This is a genomic window from Pedobacter deserti (assembly GCF_024436415.1).
In the GTDB taxonomy this organism is placed as follows: Bacteria; Bacteroidota; Bacteroidia; order Sphingobacteriales; family Sphingobacteriaceae; genus Pedobacter; species Pedobacter faecalis.
Window position 1 is genome coordinate 348,579 of the sequence record NZ_JAFMZQ010000002.1, and the last position, 18,571, is coordinate 367,149.

Genomic DNA, 18,571 nt, shown 5'->3' on the forward strand with positions numbered 1-18,571 from the left:
TTAATTTTCAGTATAAATATAACATTTCTAAGCTTCAAAAGTTTAATTTTAACCACTTGTTAATCATATGGAACAGCACTTTGCAATATGTCGCGTTGCGGTAGCGCCGCTTCGCACCGAGCCGTCCGATAAGGCTGAGATCAGCACACAGCTATTGTTTGGCGACCATGTCGAAATCCTGCAGCAAACCGAAAAATGGTGGCAGGTACGTAATGCAGCCGACGAATACATCGGATGGTCAGACTTCAAACAATTCAGCAAGATTACCCTGGAACAATACCTGGCCAATCACAACAGCCGCTACCTGGCGCCTGCCTCCCTTCAAAACACCATTCAGGCAGAAGATGGAAGCCTCTATCACCTATCGCCCGGCAGCAGTCTCCCCTTGTACGATAGCGGTTGCTGTTACCTGGGTGATCAGAAGTTTCAGGTAATGTTTCAACCAAGAATACTTCAGGAAGACGGCACACCTGCCAAAGCTTCAGATATTATCAAAGATGCACAGTTCTTCCTCAACGCCTCTTATCTCTGGGGCGGTAAAAATCTTTTTGGCATAGACTGTTCCGGTCTGGTACAGATCGCATATAGACTTAACGGCATTCAATTGAAAAGAGATGCCTGGCAGCAGGCGGAACAAGGAACCGCGGTGGCGTCTCTCAGCGAAGCCCAGACGAGTGACGTCGCTTTCTTTACCAATGACGAAGGTAGGGTTATACACGTCGGTATCTTATTAGACCAGGATCGTATCATTCATGCCTCGGGCAAGGTTCGCACAGACCAGATTGATCAGGAGGGTATCTATAATCAGGAGTTAGGACGATACACACACAAACTCAGCGACATTAAAAGATACTTATAAATTCTTATATTCGGTATTTGACGCTAAGCCGAATATCATGAAACAACGACTCTTCCTCACCATTTTTCTCGCCGGCGTAATGTTGGGGGCCCTGGCTCAGCGTAAACTCTCGCAGAGCCCCAACCACAGTAAATACGCTTATATCTATCAGCTCAGCGCCGATGAAGCTACGCAACTAACCTTGCGGTCAAACCTGCTGGATCTCTCAAATGGCCATGGATCATATACTTACGACCTTGACGACGATGAGGAAGAGGACGATAGAGACCTGATCAATCCCGGTTTTCTGCATACAAAGATCGATTCGATCCGTTATGAAGATATTGAAAGTTACGAACCAAATCTTCCGCCTGGCTACTACCTGCTTGTAAGCGCTGCTAAGAACGGCCTCGACTTTGTTTATTGGCCTGTTCACAATCTACGACTTAACTTTATCAACCACGGCAATCTTTTAAAATTCGGCGTCACCGACCTTGTGGGACGGCTGATTGATCCTTTAAAACTTCAGTTCAAGGAAGGGCGGTCCGTTAAATACGATGCCCGGGCAAAAACTTTTACTGCCGGAAAGCCACGGGAAAAAAACCTTATCAAACTTCAGTATGAGGGTTTTACGAATATCTTCCTTGGCCAAACATCTGTACCGAAAAAGCCAGTTAAGACTCGACCACAAGCAAAAACCAAAGTTAAAAAGACGACACCTGTTGGGGAGACCAATATCTATAAGGGATATATGGTTTTTAACAAACCGAAATACAAGCCACTAGATACCGTAAAATTCAAAGCCTATTTGCTCAGTGGCAAAGGCAAAGACCTTAAAGGCAAACCGCTACGGGCTGAGCTTACCCAGGAATACTATGGCAAAGCCCCAGCCGGTAAGGTAATCGGCATGATTACGCCGTACCGCAATGGCGCTTATGAATATAGTTTTGTGCTGGCCGACAGCCTGCAGCCTCGTCTCGACAACCGCTACCATATCGTACTCCGGGAAGAAGTGAAAGGCAAATGGGTTAAAGCATATTCCGGAGCTTTCTATTATGAAGACTATGAACTTAAGTCAGTAAATTTCTCCGTATGCACAAACAAATCCGTTTATAGTCCCGGTAGCCCTGTAGTGGCTTACCTGAAGGCCGTCGACGAAAATGAACTAGCTGTGCCCGATGGACGGGTTAAAATTCAGGTCTTAAGCAGTTACGCCGAAAAGTATGGAGCCAGCCATGTATTTATTAAGGATACTTTGTGGACTACCGAGCTTGCGATGGATCCCGTTGGGGAAACCAAACTGGTGATTCCAGACAGCATATTTCCGAAGGCTAACCTGAGCGTTTTACACGCTCAACCCAGCAAAGGCCGAGATGATGTACTTTCCTGTCTTTTACGGAAGGGAAGGCATGAAGAAAGTGAGTATTCAATAAAGAAGTTTAGCGGCGACCGGTAAACGCCCAGGTCATCACCTGCCGGTCGTCGCCCGTTGAGATCAGAAATTTGCCATCCGGAGTCCACAGGAGCTTGTTCACAGAGTGCTTGTGGCCTTGTGTGTTCTTTTCCAGACTTAAGATCTTGTAAAGCCTGAAATCCTGGCCGCTCCACAATTTAATGCTCTTGTCCTGGCTGCAGGTCGCAAATACCGGAAGGTCCGGATGAAACACAATACTGTATACGGCGAACATATGTGCGGCGACCGTCTGTACCTCACGATACTCAGGAAGGCTCCAGATCTTTAAGCGGGCATCCCTGCTTCCCGAAATCAGGTAAGTTCCATCTGGGGCATATGAGAGGGCCGTGATGGCATATTCATGCGCCTTTATCTCCTGTTGAAGTCCGTAGTCGAAAGAATTGTATACCCTGATCACACCGTCTTTACAGCCCAGCGCCAGTTCCTTTTCATCTCTGCTCAGCGCAATCACGCGCACGGTATTGTCAAGCACCTTAAACTCGTAGACCAGGCTAAAGTCATTAATCGACCAAACCGCCACCGTGCCGTCTTCACCGGTGCTCAGCAATTCTTTTTTAGACCGGATTACCCGAAGATCAAAGACTGCTTTCTGATGATGCGCCAGACGCGCAATGATCTTTTCTTGCTCTAGATCCAACACCAGGATCAACCCATTTTTTTGAGCGATGAAGAGCGTATCCTCATGCCTGCACATGGCATATACCGAACTTTGCAGCGGAACCAGTACTTTAATGAAAGCCAGCTCGATGAGCGACCACTTTACGACACCTTTGTCGTTACCGGCGCTGTAAAACGTACCAGCTTCCACACCATCGGCCAGCGTGTATACCGGGTTCTGGTGGCCGCCGAAGGTATGATGGTGGGTTAGCATATTTATTTATGACGTCCTTCCAGGTTAAGCCCCAGGTCGGCCAAAGTTTTTCCTTTTTCCCGGAGCAGTACCAGCAGGTGAAAGATCAGGTCAGAACTCTCATTGATAAAGTCCGAGTCTGTTTCCGCAAGTGCAGCAATCACCGTTTCCACACCTTCTTCGCCCACTTTCTGGGCAATCTTATTTAAGCCTTTGTTGCGCAGCTTATTTACATAAGACTCAGCAGAAGGCTTTTCGTACCTGTCGGCAATGATTTGTTCCAGCTTAAAGATGAAGTTATGGTTATAGTCCGTTTTAAAACAGCTGCGTGAGCCCGTATGGCAGGTCGGGCCTACAGGGCTAACCTTAATCAGCAGGGTATCGTTATCGCAGTCTATATGCGTTTCTTTCACAAACAGGAAATTGCCGCTTTCCTCGCCTTTGGTCCACAACCGCTTCTTGCTGCGGGAAAAGAAAGTGACTTTACCCTCCGCCTGCGTCTTATCCCATGCTTCCTGGTTCATATAACCCAGCATGAGCACTTCAAGTGTCTTTTCATCCTGTATAATCACCGGAACCATGCCGCCGGTCTTTTCAAAATCTATCTTCATTACAGCCTTACAGGTATGTTGTGTTTCTTTAGTTCTTTCTTTAATTCCGGAATAGGTATCTCACCAAAATGAAATACAGATGCCGCAAGCGCAGCATCAACGCCAGTTTTCTGGAACACCTCTGTAAAATGTTCCATCTTGCCGGCTCCGCCCGAAGCAATAACCGGAATGTTTATTGAACGCGATATTTTATCGAGCAGCGGACAGTCAAATCCGTTCTTCGTGCCGTCATGATCCATCGAAGTCAGTAGAATCTCGCCCGCACCCAGGCTTTCCGCCTCAAGAATCCAGTCTTCCGTTTGCAGCTCCGTAATCAATCTGCCTCCGTTCAGGTGTACCATGTTCCGGCCGTCAACCAGCTTAGTGTCTACGGCAACCACCACAAACTGTACACCGAAAGCATTTGCCAGTTCTGCAATCAGCGAAGGATTCCTGACCGCCGCAGAATTAATGCTGATCTTGTCGGCCCCCGAATTCAGCAGGGCCTCAGCATCAGCAACGGAAGTAATCCCTCCGCCTATGGTAAACGGAATATTCAGTTGCCTGGCTACCGCCTTCACCATCTCAATGGTCGTACCCCGGCGTTCATGTGTAGCCGTAATGTCCAGGAATACCAGTTCATCAGCACCCTGTTGCGCGTATTGCCAGGCCAATTCCACAGGGTCACCGGCATCCTTCAGGTCAACAAAATTAACGCCTTTTACAGTACGGCCGTCCTTAACATCCAGGCAGGGAATAATGCGTTTGCTTAACATGCTTTCTACTAATGCCTGTCTCTACAAGGAGGTCATCTGTTTCAGGTTCCATTGCTTAATCTCCTCAATAGAGATGCGATTTTCGTAGATCGCTTTACCCACCACTACCGAGCGGATATCCAGCTTAGCCAGTTCTTCAATATCCGCCATGGAACTGATTCCGCCAGATGCGATCAGCTTGATAAAAGGGGAGTGGTCGAGCAGTTTTCTGTACAGATCTACCGCCGCACCGCCAAGCTTGCCGTCTTTATTGATGTCCGTGCACAAAAATCTGAAAAAGCCCAACTGCAGGCACTTGTCCACATAGTCCATCAGCTTAATTGGCGAGCTTTCCATCCAGCCGCTATACTTGATCACCTCATCAAGCACATCAATAGCGATCACGATGCGGTTTGCATAGTCATATTTCTTGCCCACTTCCGTGCTCAGTTCTTTCAGAAAGTTAGGATTGGTAATGGCCTGCGTACCCACGATCACCCGGTGTATTCCGGCATCAAGCAAGTCTGTCACCTGCTGTATAGTACGTATACCCCCCCCATACTGCACCCGCATGTCCGTTTTCTTAATGATATCAAATAAAGTCTTTTGATTGCTGAAATCGCCTTTGGCGCCATTCAGGTCAATGATGTGTATAAACTCGGTACCGTTAGAGCGGTACGTATTAATCATGTCTTCTATCGAAACATCATACACTGTTTTCTGATCGTAGTCGCCCTCTCTTAGCCGGACCACCTTTCCGTCCAGTATATCAATTGCAGGAATTATATACATTTTAGTGTTTTAAGTTTAAAATTTACAGCCGCTCCGGGCATTATAATTTTGAAAAGTTCTTCAATAAACGTTCGCCGGCTGCCCCGGATTTTTCAGGATGAAACTGCACCCCGTAAAAGTTATCTTTCTGCACCCCCGCAGAGAAAGGCAGGCCATACTCCGCAGTAGCGATGTCAAAAATAGGGTTATATTCAATAAAGTACGAATGCACAAAATAAAATTGTGCATCAGGCGCAATGCCCTCAAACAGCGAATTGTTATGGTGGGCAACGTTATTCCAGCCCATATGCGGAATCTTAATGCCTTTTTCACGGTCAAACAAACGCGTTCTTACCGGAACCACAGCCATCATATCAGCATCCCCCTCTTCAGAGTGGGCGGTGAGCAGTTGCATGCCAACGCAAATACCCAGAACAGGCTTTTTTAATGCCTTAAGCGGCTTAATCAGTCCCGTTTGCTCCAGCTTCTTCATTGCGGCGCCGGCATGGCCCACACCAGGAATAATAATGTGCGTATACTTTTCCAGATCAGCTTCCTCATTCACCATCCCGTAGGCAATCCCTTGTCGTTCCAGTGCCGAAGTCAGGGAAAAGATATTTCCCGCACCATAGTTTACAATCCCGATCATATCGTTAGTCAATACACAAAGATAAGCAATTATAATACCCCTTTTGTACTTGGCAGTATCAGCTTCTCAGGATCCCGCTTTATCGCCATTTTAATGGCTTTTGCAAAGGCCTTGAAAATCGCCTCTATCTTATGATGCTCATTCTCACCCTCAGCTTTAATATTCAGGTTGCACTTTGCCGCATCGGTAAACGATTTGAAGAAATGATAGAACATCTCCGTCGGCATATCGCCGACCTTTTCCCGTTTAAATTCCGCATCCCATACAATCCATGGACGCCCCCCGAAATCAATCGCCGCCTGGGCCAGACAATCGTCCATCGGCAAACAGAATCCGTATCTTTCCAGGCCGAGTTTATTGCCAATGGCTTTTGCAAAAGCCTCACCCAGTGCAATACCCGTGTCTTCTATCGTATGGTGCTCGTCGATGTGCAGGTCGCCCTCCGTTTTAATGCTCAGGTCTACACTGCCGTGACGGGCAATCTGATCCAGCATATGATCAAAGAAATGCAGACCTGTAGAAACTTCCGCTTTTCCGGTACCGTCAAGATCAATAGCGATGGCTATTTTCGTCTCATTGGTATTACGCTCATGCTTTACCCGTCGGCTTCCCGCTTTCAGCATCGTGTAAATATCTTCCCATTTTTGCGTCTCCAGGGAAATATGCGGGCCCAGGACCTCCGCTTTCTCCAGCATCTCGCCCGATCCTAGGGCGTCATTATTACGCAGCCATATCGCTTTTGCGCCAAGGTTCTTCGCCAGGATCACATCATTGAGCCTGTCGCCAATCACATAAGAATTCGGCAGGTCAAAACCCTCGCCCAGGAAATGCTGCAGCAAACCCGTATTCGGCTTGCGCGTAATTGCGTTCTCATGCGCAAAGGTCTTGTCAATAATCACCTCACTGAATACTACGCCTTCGCCCGCAAAGGTGTCCATGATGAAATTATGCACCGGCCAGAAATTCTCCTCCGGATGTGAATCCGTTCCTAAACCATCCTGATTGGTCACCATCACCAGCGTATAGTCAAGCTCTGCCGCAATCCTCGACAGGTAATACAAAGCCCGCGGATAAAATTCCAGCTTGGCAAATGAGTCAATCTGCTCATCTTCCGGTTCTTTGATCAGCGTGCCGTCACGGTCTATAAAGAGTACTTTTTTCATGTTAAATATCTTTTAGCGCTGCCAGCAGCGTTTTGTTCTCTTCCGGTGTCCCAATCGTAATCCTCAGGCAGCCCTCGCAAAGTATTACCTTAGAGCGATCGCGGATAATAATCCCCTGATCTACCAGCGCATTATATGTTCCGGTCGCATCCTTAACTTTAGCCAGTATAAAATTAGCATCTGAAGGATAAACATTAAGCACGCTGTCCAGCTCCTGCAAGTCCGCAATCAGTTGCTCCCGGTCGGCCACCGTAACCCTGATCCATTCATTCACCTGTTCAATGTTTTTCAGCGCATTTAAGGCAATGTCCTGAGTAGCTTGATTGATGTTGTACGGAGGCTTCACCTTGTTAAAAATATCGATCACCTGTCTCGATGCAAAAGCCATTCCCAGCCGCAAAGCCGCAAGTCCCCACGCCTTTGAGAAGGTCTGGAGCACAACCAGGTTCGAGTATTCCGTCAGCTCCTGGATAAAACTGCGCTGCTTGGCGTAATTGATATAAGCCTCGTCGATTACCACAAGACCCTTAAAATTAGGCAGTATGGTTTCGATATCTGTACGGATGATTGAATTACCCGTCGGATTGTTTGGTGAGCAGATAAAGATCACTTTCGTATGCTCATCGATCGCTTCTGCAATGCCGTCAAGGTCCAGTTGAAACTGGGGCGTAAGGTTCACCCGGCGCACCTCCACATTGTTGATGCCTGCCGAAACCTCATACATGCCGTAAGTTGGGGGGAGGATGATCACATTGTCCACCCCAGGCTCGCAAAAAGCCCGGTAAAGAAGGTCTATCGCCTCGTCACTTCCGTTGCCCAGGAAAGTATTCTCAATCGGCACCCCTTTAATCTTGCTGATCGCATCCTTCAAATCCAGTTGCAGGGGATCAGGATAACGGTTGTAGTCCTTTTGCAAAGCACTGCTCAGCTCACCGTTCAGCGGTGAACCAAAGCTGTTTTCATTGGCGTCCAGAAATACACTGGCCTGGCCCTTGTATTCGTCCCTCGCCGTAGAGTAAGGCTTCAGGTTCTTTATGTTTTCTCTCTGTAAACTCGTTATGTCCATGGTTAAATGTCTTTTAATCGTATGCTCACCGCGTTTCTGTGCGCCTGCAGGCCTTCAGCCTCCGCAAGTGTCTCTACGGTTTGCCCAATCTGCCCCAGTCCCTGCCGGTCGATATACTGAAAAGTGATTTTCTTAACGAAAGCGTCGAGTGATACCCCTGAGTATGCTTTTGCAAAGCCGCTTGTCGGAAGCGTATGGTTAGTTCCCGAAGCATAGTCGCCCGCGCTCTCCGGCGTCAGGTTGCCCAGAAATACCGAACCCGCATTGCGGATCAGCGGCAGCAGTTTCTCATACTTTTCTGAAGCCACAATGAGGTGTTCCGGCGCGTACACATTGCTGAATTCCATACCCTGTTCGAGGCTATCGACCAGTACGGCATACGAGTTGGCAATCGCTTTAGCGGTTACATCCCTCCTTGGTAAGACGGCCAGCTGCGCCTCCAGTTCCTTCATTGTCTCGTCTAGTATGGAACTTGAGGTAGCCACCAAAATTGACTGAGAATCAGTACCATGCTCTGCCTGTGCAAGCAGGTCGGATGCTAAGTATGACGGATTGGCAGTCTCATCCGCAAGTACCAAAACCTCCGATGGACCAGCAGGCATATCAATCGCAGTTCCAGCGGCCGACTGTACCAATTGTTTAGCCTGAGTCACATAGCGATTGCCCGGCCCGAAGATCTTGTAAACCTGGGGTACAGTGTCCGTACCGAAGGCCATCGCTGCTACAGCCTGCGCGCCGCCGATGAGGTATATTCGCTCAATACCGAGCTTCATCGCCACATAGGCCACATAGCAGTTCGTCTTGCCATCCTCTTGCGGAGGAGAACATACCACAATCTCCCGGCAGCCTGCCAGCGTTGCCGGAACGCCTAGCATCAGGAAAGTACTCGGCAGTACAGCCGATCCGCCCGGGACGTACAAACCAACACGATCTATCGCTCGGCTTTCCCTCCAGCAGGTTATCCCGGGCATCGTGTCAATCTTCTCCTCGCGGCAAGCCTGTGCAGCGTGAAATGCCCGGATGTTTTCGTAAGCGATATCGATAGCCCGTTTGCCCTCTGCGGGAATAGAAGCTGCTATCATTTCAAGCTCTTCAGGACCCAACCAAAGACGCTCCATTTCCACCCTGTCAAACTGTTTGGCATAGTCGAACAAGGCCGTGTCACCTTCCACTTTTACCCGCTTTACAATAGTTTCAACCTGTTGCTGTATACTGGCATCGTCTTCAAGCTGGCGTAGGCAAATCGATTCAATTTCCTCTTTAGATAAATCAGTATATCTGTAGATTTTCAATGATTTATATTTTAGTATTAATTAATAGTTAATGCTTATGCAATGATTTTTTCTATCGGCATCACCATTATTCCCTGTGCACCGGCTGCCTTTAAAAGGTTTATTTTCTCCCAGAAATCATGCTCTGCGATGACTGAGTGCACAGCCACCCAATCCTCGTCAAACAAAGGCACTACGGTCGGACTTTTCACGCCTGGCAGCAGGTCCACGATTTTTTGCAGGTTGCTTTTTGCCACGTTCAATACCACATATTTTGTCTCCTTGGCGCGTAGTACAGAACGTATCCTTTGCAGGAGTTCCTGAACTTCCGGCAGCAGGTCAGACCCCTCCTTGCCAATCAGCACGGCTTCCGATTTCATCACTTCCGAGAAAGGTTTCAGACCATTGCTTTTCAGTGTTCCGCCGGTCGACACAATATCGCAGATCGCATCGCTTAACCCCAGGCCCGGGCCGATCTCTACCGATCCGGATATGGTGCGCACTTCAGCATCCACATTATTTTCCTTAAGGTACTTCTCCAGGATAACCGGGTAGGAGGTTGCAATCGCCTTGCCCTTCAACTGGCTCACCTCGGTAATGCTGCTGTCGTTAGGCACGGCAATCTTCAGGGTGCATTTACCGAAGCCAAGCCGCTGCAGGTAGGTCACCTCAGCGCCCGCCTCTACAATCACATTTTCACCAACAATACCAAGATCGGCAATGCCGTCCTGCACATATTCCGGGATATCATCATCACGAAGGAAGAGTATCTCCAGCGGAAAATTGGTGACAGAGGATATTAACGAGCTCTTGTAGTTCTCGAAAGACAAACCACAATTTTTAAGGATCTCTACTGATTTTTCGTTTAATCTACCCGATTTCTGGATAGCTATTTTGAGTGTTTTCACTATATGCTTTTAGAATTATTGAATTAATGAACAAGAAATAAAGTCGAAACAAGTTTTGAAGTACAAAACATTACATATTACATCGCCGCCAGGCGATGATGAAAATGTAAGTGATGGTTCAAAATTGTATTCATAACTTATTTAAGTTCCTTATCAACAATGACTAGCATCTCCGAGGCGATGCAAATATAAAAAACGCTTTGTGAAATCAAAACAGCTTTTCACAATTAAATCGGCGGAATCTCTAATTCACCCAGGTACTGACTATTGCCGGTATGCTTGCCATATCCCGACGCAAAGTTCTTATCTTAGCGTCGATGGTCACACTAGGCAAAGGTGAATATCTTGGGGAGAACATAACGCGGTTTGAGTCAGACGGCCTTACGATTGTTGATACGAGCTACAGGCAGCCCGTATATTCAGGCTGGCATTCGCACCATTGTGCGCACCTCACGCTTGTTCTCAATGGCGGTAACCTCGAAAAGCGTCCACGGAGGGAGTTGCAACTCAGCAGCGGGCAAGTGGTTTTCTACCACCATGGGGAACTTCACCGAAATGATCATACGCTGTTTCCTTCGCGCAACATCAATCTTGAACTGAGTGAGGATTTTTTTTTAATGAGCGGACTAACGCCGATACAATTGGAAAAAGCTGTAGCAGGACGGGGGTTACAGGCGGCCGATATTATCAGAGTTTTACATGAACTTTTTTATCCCGGTGCCGATCTGCAGCAGACGGCTACAATGATCCTTGGGGCTGCGGCAAGTGCCCCCCTGGGAAGGTTGGAGCCAGATTGGGTTGCTGTGGTACGGACGTTTCTGGAGGATAACTGGTACAGATGGCCTGGCCTAGTTGAAATTGCGGAGGCTGCAGGCGTACACCCGATTACCATCTCAAAGTCATTCAGCCGATATTTTAGCGGAACGCTAAGTTCATATACCCGAAAATTGAAGGTTGGCCGGGCCGTTGCACTGATCAGGTCGGGCAAATATTCGCTCACTACTGTCGCCTTAATGTGTGGGTTTGCTGACCAAAGTCATTTTATCAGGGCGTTTAAAGCGAATACCGGCCTCCTGCCCAAGGCTTTTGAACGTTGGTAAGTTCCATGGGCAGGCAAATCCTGTTCTATTTTTAAAGTATGATCTGGCTTAGTTTTACGGCATGAAAAAAATTGTTCTGCTTTTATCGATGCTTGGTCTGTTTGGAAATGTCGCCGCGCAACATTTACCCGCTAGGCTTGATAGCTTCTATTCCAGCCTGGCGGCCGAGGGCCGCTTGAACGGGGGTGTACTGGTGGCGTCCAAAGGACAGGTGCTTTATGAGCGATATTTTGGTTGGGCCAGCATACAACATAAGCGACGTAATGAAGCGGCTACAGCATTTCAGCTGGCCTCTCTATCAAAACCTTTTACTGCTGTCGCCATTATGCAACTGGCTGAAACCGGAAAGCTGAATCTGAGTGAGCGCTTCTCCCATTACTTCCCTCAGTTTCCATACAAAGATATTACGATCGCGCAATTGCTTTCTCACAGTTCCGGGCTTTCAGATCAGGATTTGTCGGACGCCCAGGCAGCCTTTGAACGCAGGCTGGGGCGCCGACACTGCAACGCCGACCTCGTAGCTATGCTTGCTGAAGCGAAAGTGAAGTTAAAGCTAAAGCCTGGTGAAAAGTGGTGGTACAGCAATCTTGGCTTCGAATTGCTAGCTACTTTGGTCGAAAAGGTGTCTGGTCTCGGTTTTCCAGATTATCTGAATAGGTATATATGGAGCCCTGCGGGCATGGAGCATACCTATCTCCGCATGTCGCAAAAAGACGAGAGAATTTGGCAGGCACGCAATTATGACTACCCTAAAAGGTATGCGCCATACCGTGAAAGGGTAGACAATAGTGGGGGCGACTATACGGAACGCGCTTACGGGCATAGTAACATTGTCAGCACATGCCGGGATCTGCTCAGATTTAGCCAGGCATTTTTCGGCGGACGTTTGGTGTCCCCGGCTATGGTGACTCATGCGACGGCAGGCACCAGTTTACAGAACGGTCGGCCAAATGCCGTATGGATGAACATTGGAAGTATGGGCAGCACCGTAAACGGCTTGGGATGGTTTGTCTTCAACCAAGGCCCCAGAGCGGGAACGGTGTTCCATGCGGGCGGAATGTCGGGTGCGGTCACTATCCTTTTGTTTGATCCCAGCTCGGCGTCAACGGTGATCATTCTAGACAATATGGGCAGTGAAGGAATTTATAATAATGCCTTGAACGGTCTACGGCTGCTGAACGGGCGGCAGGTTGTACCCTCAAAAAAGAATCTTGCCCGCTTGTACGGTCGCTGGCTCATGACAATGAAGGCTGACGCTGCAGCGAAACTACTCATGAAGCTTCGCAATGACACGCTTAACTATACCCTGAACGAAAACGACATAAACAACCTGGGGTACGCCCTGCTGAGCGATAAGATCCAGCAAAAGGCTCTTGAGGTCTTCAAGATCAACTGTGTTTTATTCCCGGCAAGCGACAATGCCTTTAACAGTTATGCTGAGGCTTTGGAGCAAATCGGGCAGCAGGCCGATGCGCTTGATATGTACCGGAAGTCGGTACAACTTAACCCCGGCAACCAGCATTCGTTAAAGGCACTTCGGCGCCTTGAAAGTACCACGCAATAAATTTACCAAACTTAAGCCCGAATACTTACCTTTGATTTTTAATGAATTTCCTATATCCAGGTTTCCTTTTCGCACTGGGGGCAATAGTAATTCCTATTGTAATTCATCTTTTCAATTTCAGGAAGTTAAAGCGCGTTTATTTTAGTAATGTCCAGTTTCTGGTGTCGCTGCAGCAGGAGCAGGCAACGGGCAGGAAATTGAAACACCGGCTCGTGCTGTTGAGTCGGATCCTGGCCATCGTGTTTCTTGTACTTGCATTTGCCCGTCCTTACATATCAGCGGGTGACCAGGCGGTCAGTCCCGATGCGCGTACGGTGGTGAGTGTTTATGTCGACAATTCCTATAGTATGCAAACGCTGAACCCGGAGGGTACGCTACTCGACGAAGCTAAGCGAAAAGCTGCGGAGATTGCCAAGACGTACAGACTGAACGACCGGTTTCAACTCATTACCAATGATTTTGAGGGCAGGCACCAGCGGCTGGTCGACCGCCAGGAATTCATCGATCTGCTGGGAGAAGTGAATATCTCGCCTTCCTCCCGAAATTTGCAGCAGGTCATCTACCGTCAGCAAACTGACGCGGTTAAAGGACAAAACCAGGTGTTTTACCTCTTGTCCGATTTTCAAAAGAGCTTTTTAGGGAAGAAACCGGTTGCCGGATTCGTGCCGGCTGCCGGTTATCATTTTGTAAAGCTGGACGCCAACAGTCAGCCGAATATAGCTGTCGACACCCTCTGGAGCTTGTCGCCTGTACAGCGGTCCGGCCAGCCTGTGCAACTCGTTGTTCAACTTAAAAATTTCGGAATGGAGGACGCCGAGCAGGTACCCTTGAAACTTAGTATAGGCGGTCGGCAGAAAGCCGTACGAACGGTATCCGTTCCCGCCTTACGAACAGTAAAAGACACCTTATCGTTCAGCGGCCTCAATGCAGGCTGGCAAAAGGCAGAACTTCGCATCACGGATTATCCGCTTACCTTCGACGACGTACTGAACTTCAGTTTTCCGGTAAGCACAAAAATGCCTGTACTGCACATCAGCGGCGATTTGTCCAGTCCCGTGATCCGTTCCCTTTTCGGAGCAGATCCATACTTTGAGCTTAAGGAGATGCCGGAAGGCAACATCCAGTATTCTGCACTTAGCAATTATCACCTTATCGTGGTGTCCGGCCTAAAGCACCTTTCTGCCGGGATGGCCGCAGAGCTGAAAACACAGGTGCAGAGCGGGGCTTCCCTGATTATTTTTCCGGATACCGAGATAGAGCCCCCCGTGTACAATGCCTTTCTGGCGGGACTTTCATTGCCACAGGTAAAAGAACTTCACAAGGAAGCCTCACTGCGCAGTTCTGCCGATCTGAGCAGTGAGCTGTTTGATGATGTGTTTGAGCAGATACCTGCCCAAATGGATCTGCCGCAGGTCACGCGGTATTTCGAGTATGGTCCTGCAGGAAAGCTGGGCCGACAAAATATCCTGAGCCTGCCGCTGAACAGAGGTTTACTCTCAGGTTATCTTCTGGGGGACGGGCGTGTATACCTCTCCGCGGTATCGCTAAGTGAGGAGGATAGCAACCTGGCCCGGCATCCGATTTTTCTGCCACTGATGTTTAAGGCTGCGTTTAGCAGTTCCAGGCCGCAGCCACTGTTCTATATTGCGGGGCGCGACAATCTGCTCGAGACTAGAAGAATCAGTTTGCCCGACAAGCAGGTACCGAGATTGTCGACAGGCACTTTTGAGGTGATCCCGGAGGTACGGCAGAGCCCGGGTAAAACAACCTTGTACGTGGCCGACCAGATTCGCGAGGCGGGATTTTACGATCTGAAACTCGGCGATTCTACCTTGGCAGTAATGGCTTTTAACGACAACCGGCTGGAGTCGGACATGACTTATGCGTCCGATAGTGAGCTGCGCACGCTGGCGGGTAAGGCACATGGGCGTCTTTTGAATGCGAAAACCGATACCGGCTCCATCAGCATACATACCAGGGGCGAAGCTACAGAGTTCTGGAAACTTTGTGCTATTTTCGCGATACTTTGCCTGATCGCAGAGGTATTGCTGATCCGATTTTATGATGCAAGCAACAAACAAGTAAATAAAACGATAATTTAGTATGATGAACCTTCTCTTAAAGAGCGTAACGATAGCCGATCCGAACAGCAAATATAACGGGCAGCAATGTGATGTGCGTATAGAGGCCGGCAGGATTACGGCAGTGTCCGCGGCGGGTACTGCCGCAGATGTCACAAACGATGTTGAGGTGATAGAAGGCAAAGGTCTGGTGCTCTCTCCCGGGTTCTTTGATCTCAACTGTTCCGTAGGCGATCCGGGTTATGAAACGCGTGAAGACATCACTACGGCCACTGCGGCGGCGGCGGCAGGGGGCTTCACGGGTATTGCTGTACTGCCCGATACGGCGCCGGTCGTGCAATCGAAAGCTCAGGTAGAATATATAAAGAACCGCGCCAGTGGTGGTTTGGTGAGCGTGTACCCGCTTGGTGCAGTGAGCCAGAACCGCGAAGGCAAGGAACTCGCAGAGATGTACGATATGAAGCTTGCAGGGGCGGTTGCTTTTACGGATGGCGATAAGCCGATTGCTGATGATGGTTTCATGAGCAGGGCCATGCAGTATGCCAAAGGTTTTGGTAGTCTTATTATGACCTACCCGGAGAATAAGTCGATAGCCGGTAAATCTCAGGTGAATGAGAGCGGCACAAGTGTGCTGCTGGGCATGAAAGGCATTCCGGCCCTGGCCGAGGAAATGCACGTTAGCCGCGACCTGTTCCTTGCCGAACACTACGAGGCGCCGGTACACATCAGCACCATATCAACCGCAGGTGTTGTGGAACTGATGCGGAGCGCTAAAGCTAAGGGCCTGAAGGTCTCCTGCGATGTAGCTGCACATCATTTGGTGTGGACAGAGGAACTGCTGAACGATTTTGACAGCAATTATAAAGTAAAGCCACCGCTGCGGGGCCAGGCAGATGTAGAGGCTTTGCGGCGTGGATTGAAAGACGGAACGATAGACGCGGTGGTATCGCAGCATCGTCCGCATGAGATCGAATTTAAGGCAGTAGAGTTTGAAATTGCCTCTTATGGGGTTACGGGATTGCAAACTACGCTCTCTTTATTACTTCAGGCCGGACTAGAAGGAGAGGAGATTGCACGTGTGCTTGCCCTGAATCCAAGGAACCTCCTTAAGCTGGAAGTCCCGGTCATCACCGAGGATACCGCCGCTAATGTGGTACTTTACGATCCTGTCGGGGAGTGGACCTATACAGAAGAGAATAACCGTTCAAAATCCGCCAACACGCCGCTGATGAACAAAACGCTTACCGGTAAGGTGAGGTTGGTATGCAACAATAATCAAATAGAAACCTATGGATAATCATGTAAAGGCCGCTCTGACGGCATCATTGGAATGCTTTACGCGGGTAAGCGGTCAGGAATCTGCTAGCCTAATGGATAAACTGGTCGGCGTGTTCGACATGGAAGCAGGCTTTATGGAAAAGGTAGATGCCTTTGATGCGGCTATGGACGATTACCCGGCTTTTGAAGAGCTTCGGGAAACCTATTTTGATTTGCTGATGATCAATTTTTTTGCAAGCGATGTAAAGAAACTGGAGGAAGATTACCTCGATTCACCAGAGTGGGAAGCTATTGAGGAACAGACGCTCGACCGGGGTACTGAACTGCTTAACCTGCTGCTGTACATCAATGAATGTCACGATGAGGATATAGAGCCGGAACTTGGCGACTTCCTGAAGGAGTTTTTGCTGGTGGAAGAGGACGAGTTTCAGGATGAGTTCCACATTTACGAGGAGCTGATCAGCAATCAGCAGCTTGCAGAAAGCAGCGTACAGGACATCTGCAGGCATGCATCGCAAATCCCGGAGACGGAGGAGATCAAGGAACTGTTTGTTTCGTTCATGAGCTTCTTCTTAGAGCCGGGAGGTGATCTGAAACTGGAAAGCGAGATCGAAAAGTACAGTGAAAATAAAATTTTTGATGTGGCGGTTTACGCATTGATTGCTAACTTTAATAAGTAATCTGAAAGAAATTATGGAAACAACTGCGACGAACGTCAATATCAAACAGGAATCTATTAAAAACGGGCTTATTATGGCTGCGGTAAGTATTGTCCTGTTTCTTTTCACCAACTATGTCCTTCCCGATATGATGGGATCGACGATCATGTTTATAGGCCAGATGATCGTGGGTCTGCTTATTGCCATAGCGCTGATCCTGGACATGCGTAAAAAGATCGGAGGATATTGGACCTTCGGGCAGGCGCTTACACACATTTTTGTGATGTTTATGATTTCAGCGGTAGTGGTCTACTTCTTTACCATAGCCTTTGGGAAATATATTGATACTACATACCCGGAACGTATGAAGGCAATTATCTATGAAAAGACTGAGGGAATGCTCAAGTCGATGAACATGGATCAGGACGACATCGATGAAGCTATGCGCAAGCAGAGTGCCGATATGGAAAAGCAGTTCGACCCAAGTTTTTCACAGATGGTGGTAGGCCTGGGTATACAACTGGTGATGTACTTTATAGGAGCATTGATCTTTGCAGCTATCTTTAAAAAGAGTCCTCCGCCGCATCTGCAGTTCGACGAGGAATAAAATTTATTTAAAAAAAGCCGGTCCCAAGACCGGCTTTTTTATGCTCCTTCGGTAGATACATTATACAGATCGTACCAGTCCTGATGGTCCAGATCGATCGAAAATGCATTGGCAATATTCCTGATGCGCTGTTCGTTGCGTGTTCCGATCAGTGGCAGGGCACCCAGCTTGTTAAGCCAGGCAATGGCTAGTGATTCGATGTCTGCGTTGTATTTGCTGCTCAGTTCCTCAAGTTTCTTCCTTACCGCTACGGCCTGAGGATCTTTGCCCTCAGCGATCCGTCCTTCAGCAAGGGGGGCATAAGCCAGAGGACGCATGTAGCGCTGTTTGATATAGTCGATCTGCCCGTTTTCCAGAGCTTTCGTGTTGAGCAGGTTAAGTTCAATGTGATTGGTTACGATCGGCTTGTTGAGGTATGAAGCCAGCAACTGGTGCTGGAATACCGTAAAATTAGCAACGCCGATGTTCTTTATTTTTCCGGAGTCTTTAAGCTTTTCCAGTGTCAGGGCGGTCTCCTCCAGGTTAGAGATCGGGTCGAGCTTGTCGAGCAGCAGGATATCCAGGTAATCTGTCTTAAGCTTCTTCAGGGAACGCTCTACGCTGCTGGTAATCTGGCTGGCGGAGGTGTTATAATGCCTGATGCGCACGCCAGGATTTTCGGCATGCGGAACGTTTAATCCGCATTTGGTAAACAACACAACTTCCGAGCGTTTTACTACGCCCTCCTGTATAAGGTTGCCGAACAACTCTTCGCAGGTAAAATTCCCGTAATGGTCGCTGTGCTCAAAGGTGTTGATGCCGAGCTCCAGGCAGAGTTCCACAATCCTGCGCAACGTTTTTGATGTGTCGGCCACGTCATCCCATCTGTAAAAACCATAAACGGCAGGCGAAACTTTCGGGCCTGCGTCTCCCATGTATATCTTTTGCATAACATCTCAAATCTATTG

Annotated in this window: 18 protein-coding genes; 8 read left to right on the forward strand and 10 right to left on the reverse strand. The window is 48.5% G+C overall.

What is annotated here, in order from left to right; translation table 11 throughout:
* The first annotated feature begins 67 nt into the window (after positions 1–67).
* Positions 68–859 (forward strand): C40 family peptidase, encoded by a 792-nt coding sequence (locus tag J3P40_RS16635; protein WP_256007394.1) that lies wholly within the window; start codon positions 68–70, stop codon positions 857–859.
* A gap of 37 nt (positions 860–896) precedes the next feature.
* Complete coding sequence (locus J3P40_RS16640) at positions 897–2,294, forward strand: hypothetical protein (protein WP_256007395.1); 1,398 nt, start codon at positions 897–899, stop codon at positions 2,292–2,294.
* Here J3P40_RS16640 and J3P40_RS16645 read toward each other — a convergent pair.
* Genes J3P40_RS16645 through hisG form a run of 9 tightly spaced genes read right to left on the reverse strand, consistent with a single transcriptional unit; the run spans position 2,278 to position 10,335 of the window.
* Positions 2,278–3,183 (reverse strand): WD40 repeat domain-containing protein, encoded by a 906-nt coding sequence (locus J3P40_RS16645; RefSeq protein WP_256007396.1) that lies wholly within the window; start codon positions 3,181–3,183, stop codon positions 2,278–2,280. The two genes, J3P40_RS16640 and J3P40_RS16645, sit on opposite strands and share 17 nt — an antisense overlap.
* A 2-nt stretch (positions 3,184–3,185) precedes the next feature.
* Entirely contained in the window at positions 3,186–3,773 is a 588-nt protein-coding gene (gene hisIE, locus J3P40_RS16650) for a bifunctional phosphoribosyl-AMP cyclohydrolase/phosphoribosyl-ATP diphosphatase HisIE (protein ID WP_256007397.1), read from the reverse strand.
* Complete coding sequence (hisF, locus tag J3P40_RS16655; protein ID WP_256007398.1) at positions 3,773–4,528, reverse strand: imidazole glycerol phosphate synthase subunit HisF; 756 nt, start codon at positions 4,526–4,528, stop codon at positions 3,773–3,775. Before hisF ends, hisIE begins: the two co-directional genes overlap by 1 nt.
* A 21-nt stretch (positions 4,529–4,549) precedes the next feature.
* Positions 4,550–5,299: a 1-(5-phosphoribosyl)-5-[(5-phosphoribosylamino)methylideneamino]imidazole-4-carboxamide isomerase gene (gene hisA, locus J3P40_RS16660; RefSeq protein WP_256007399.1), complete on the reverse strand. Its 750-nt coding sequence runs from the start codon at positions 5,297–5,299 to the stop codon at positions 4,550–4,552.
* A 40-nt stretch (positions 5,300–5,339) separates the two neighbouring features.
* Entirely contained in the window at positions 5,340–5,927 is a 588-nt protein-coding gene (gene hisH, locus J3P40_RS16665) for an imidazole glycerol phosphate synthase subunit HisH (RefSeq protein WP_256007400.1), read from the reverse strand.
* 29 nt (positions 5,928–5,956) lie between these two features.
* A complete protein-coding gene (gene hisB, locus J3P40_RS16670; protein WP_256007401.1) occupies positions 5,957–7,090 on the reverse strand; it encodes a bifunctional histidinol-phosphatase/imidazoleglycerol-phosphate dehydratase HisB in 1,134 nt (377 codons plus the stop codon).
* Between the two features lies 1 nt (position 7,091).
* Positions 7,092–8,156 carry a histidinol-phosphate transaminase gene (gene hisC, locus J3P40_RS16675; protein ID WP_256007402.1) on the reverse strand — a complete coding sequence of 355 codons (1,065 nt, stop codon included), beginning with the start codon at positions 8,154–8,156 and terminating at the stop codon, positions 7,092–7,094.
* Between the two features lie 2 nt (positions 8,157–8,158).
* Positions 8,159–9,448, reverse strand: coding sequence for a histidinol dehydrogenase (gene hisD / locus J3P40_RS16680; protein WP_256007403.1), 1,290 nt, complete (start codon positions 9,446–9,448; stop codon positions 8,159–8,161).
* 35 nt (positions 9,449–9,483) lie between these two features.
* The gene (gene hisG, locus J3P40_RS16685) at positions 9,484–10,335 is read right to left on the reverse strand and encodes an ATP phosphoribosyltransferase (RefSeq protein WP_256007404.1); all 852 of its coding nucleotides are present in this window, start codon (positions 10,333–10,335) and stop codon (positions 9,484–9,486) included.
* A gap of 317 nt (positions 10,336–10,652) precedes the next feature.
* Between hisG and J3P40_RS16690 the strand changes: the two genes are divergently transcribed.
* The 6 genes from J3P40_RS16690 to J3P40_RS16715 all read left to right on the forward strand — a co-directional run bounded on the left by J3P40_RS16690 (position 10,653) and on the right by J3P40_RS16715 (position 17,624).
* A complete protein-coding gene (locus tag J3P40_RS16690; protein ID WP_256007405.1) occupies positions 10,653–11,435 on the forward strand; it encodes a helix-turn-helix transcriptional regulator in 783 nt (260 codons plus the stop codon).
* A gap of 61 nt (positions 11,436–11,496) precedes the next feature.
* Positions 11,497–12,999 (forward strand): serine hydrolase domain-containing protein, encoded by a 1,503-nt coding sequence (locus tag J3P40_RS16695; RefSeq protein WP_256007406.1) that lies wholly within the window; start codon positions 11,497–11,499, stop codon positions 12,997–12,999.
* A 41-nt stretch (positions 13,000–13,040) separates the two neighbouring features.
* A complete protein-coding gene (locus J3P40_RS16700; protein WP_256007407.1) occupies positions 13,041–15,101 on the forward strand; it encodes a BatA domain-containing protein in 2,061 nt (686 codons plus the stop codon).
* A gap of 4 nt (positions 15,102–15,105) precedes the next feature.
* Positions 15,106–16,377: a dihydroorotase gene (locus J3P40_RS16705; RefSeq protein WP_256007519.1), complete on the forward strand. Its 1,272-nt coding sequence runs from the start codon at positions 15,106–15,108 to the stop codon at positions 16,375–16,377.
* Positions 16,370–17,038, forward strand: coding sequence for a hypothetical protein (locus tag J3P40_RS16710; RefSeq protein WP_256007408.1), 669 nt, complete (start codon positions 16,370–16,372; stop codon positions 17,036–17,038). Before J3P40_RS16705 ends, J3P40_RS16710 begins: the two co-directional genes overlap by 8 nt.
* Before the next feature lie 13 nt (positions 17,039–17,051).
* Complete coding sequence (locus tag J3P40_RS16715; RefSeq protein WP_256007409.1) at positions 17,052–17,624, forward strand: DUF4199 domain-containing protein; 573 nt, start codon at positions 17,052–17,054, stop codon at positions 17,622–17,624.
* A gap of 38 nt (positions 17,625–17,662) precedes the next feature.
* Here J3P40_RS16715 and J3P40_RS16720 read toward each other — a convergent pair whose 3' ends face one another.
* The gene (locus tag J3P40_RS16720; RefSeq protein ID WP_256007410.1) at positions 17,663–18,553 is read right to left on the reverse strand and encodes an aldo/keto reductase; all 891 of its coding nucleotides are present in this window, start codon (positions 18,551–18,553) and stop codon (positions 17,663–17,665) included.
* Positions 18,554–18,571: the final 18 nt, after the last annotated feature.

Bases quoted from the DNA above. Each gene is read 5' to 3' on its own strand.
- J3P40_RS16695 (WP_256007406.1), top strand. From the start codon at position 11,497: ATGAAAAAAATTGTTCTGCTTTTATCGATGCTTGGTCTGTTTGGAAAT.
- hisB (WP_256007401.1), bottom strand. From the start codon at position 7,090: ATGAAAAAAGTACTCTTTATAGACCGTGACGGCACGCTGATCAAAGAA.
- J3P40_RS16715 (WP_256007409.1), top strand. From the start codon at position 17,052: ATGGAAACAACTGCGACGAACGTCAATATCAAACAGGAATCTATTAAA.
- J3P40_RS16710 (WP_256007408.1), top strand. From the start codon at position 16,370: ATGGATAATCATGTAAAGGCCGCTCTGACGGCATCATTGGAATGCTTT.
- J3P40_RS16645 (WP_256007396.1), bottom strand. From the start codon at position 3,183: ATGCTAACCCACCATCATACCTTCGGCGGCCACCAGAACCCGGTATAC.
- hisIE (WP_256007397.1), bottom strand. From the start codon at position 3,773: ATGAAGATAGATTTTGAAAAGACCGGCGGCATGGTTCCGGTGATTATA.
- J3P40_RS16690 (WP_256007405.1), top strand. From the start codon at position 10,653: ATGGTCACACTAGGCAAAGGTGAATATCTTGGGGAGAACATAACGCGG.
- hisA (WP_256007399.1), bottom strand. From the start codon at position 5,299: ATGTATATAATTCCTGCAATTGATATACTGGACGGAAAGGTGGTCCGG.
- J3P40_RS16635 (WP_256007394.1), top strand. From the start codon at position 68: ATGGAACAGCACTTTGCAATATGTCGCGTTGCGGTAGCGCCGCTTCGC.
- hisF (WP_256007398.1), bottom strand. From the start codon at position 4,528: ATGTTAAGCAAACGCATTATTCCCTGCCTGGATGTTAAGGACGGCCGT.
- J3P40_RS16720 (WP_256007410.1), bottom strand. From the start codon at position 18,553: ATGCAAAAGATATACATGGGAGACGCAGGCCCGAAAGTTTCGCCTGCC.
- J3P40_RS16700 (WP_256007407.1), top strand. From the start codon at position 13,041: ATGAATTTCCTATATCCAGGTTTCCTTTTCGCACTGGGGGCAATAGTA.
- J3P40_RS16640 (WP_256007395.1), top strand. From the start codon at position 897: ATGAAACAACGACTCTTCCTCACCATTTTTCTCGCCGGCGTAATGTTG.
- hisC (WP_256007402.1), bottom strand. From the start codon at position 8,156: ATGGACATAACGAGTTTACAGAGAGAAAACATAAAGAACCTGAAGCCT.
- J3P40_RS16705 (WP_256007519.1), top strand. From the start codon at position 15,106: ATGAACCTTCTCTTAAAGAGCGTAACGATAGCCGATCCGAACAGCAAA.
- hisH (WP_256007400.1), bottom strand. From the start codon at position 5,927: ATGATCGGGATTGTAAACTATGGTGCGGGAAATATCTTTTCCCTGACT.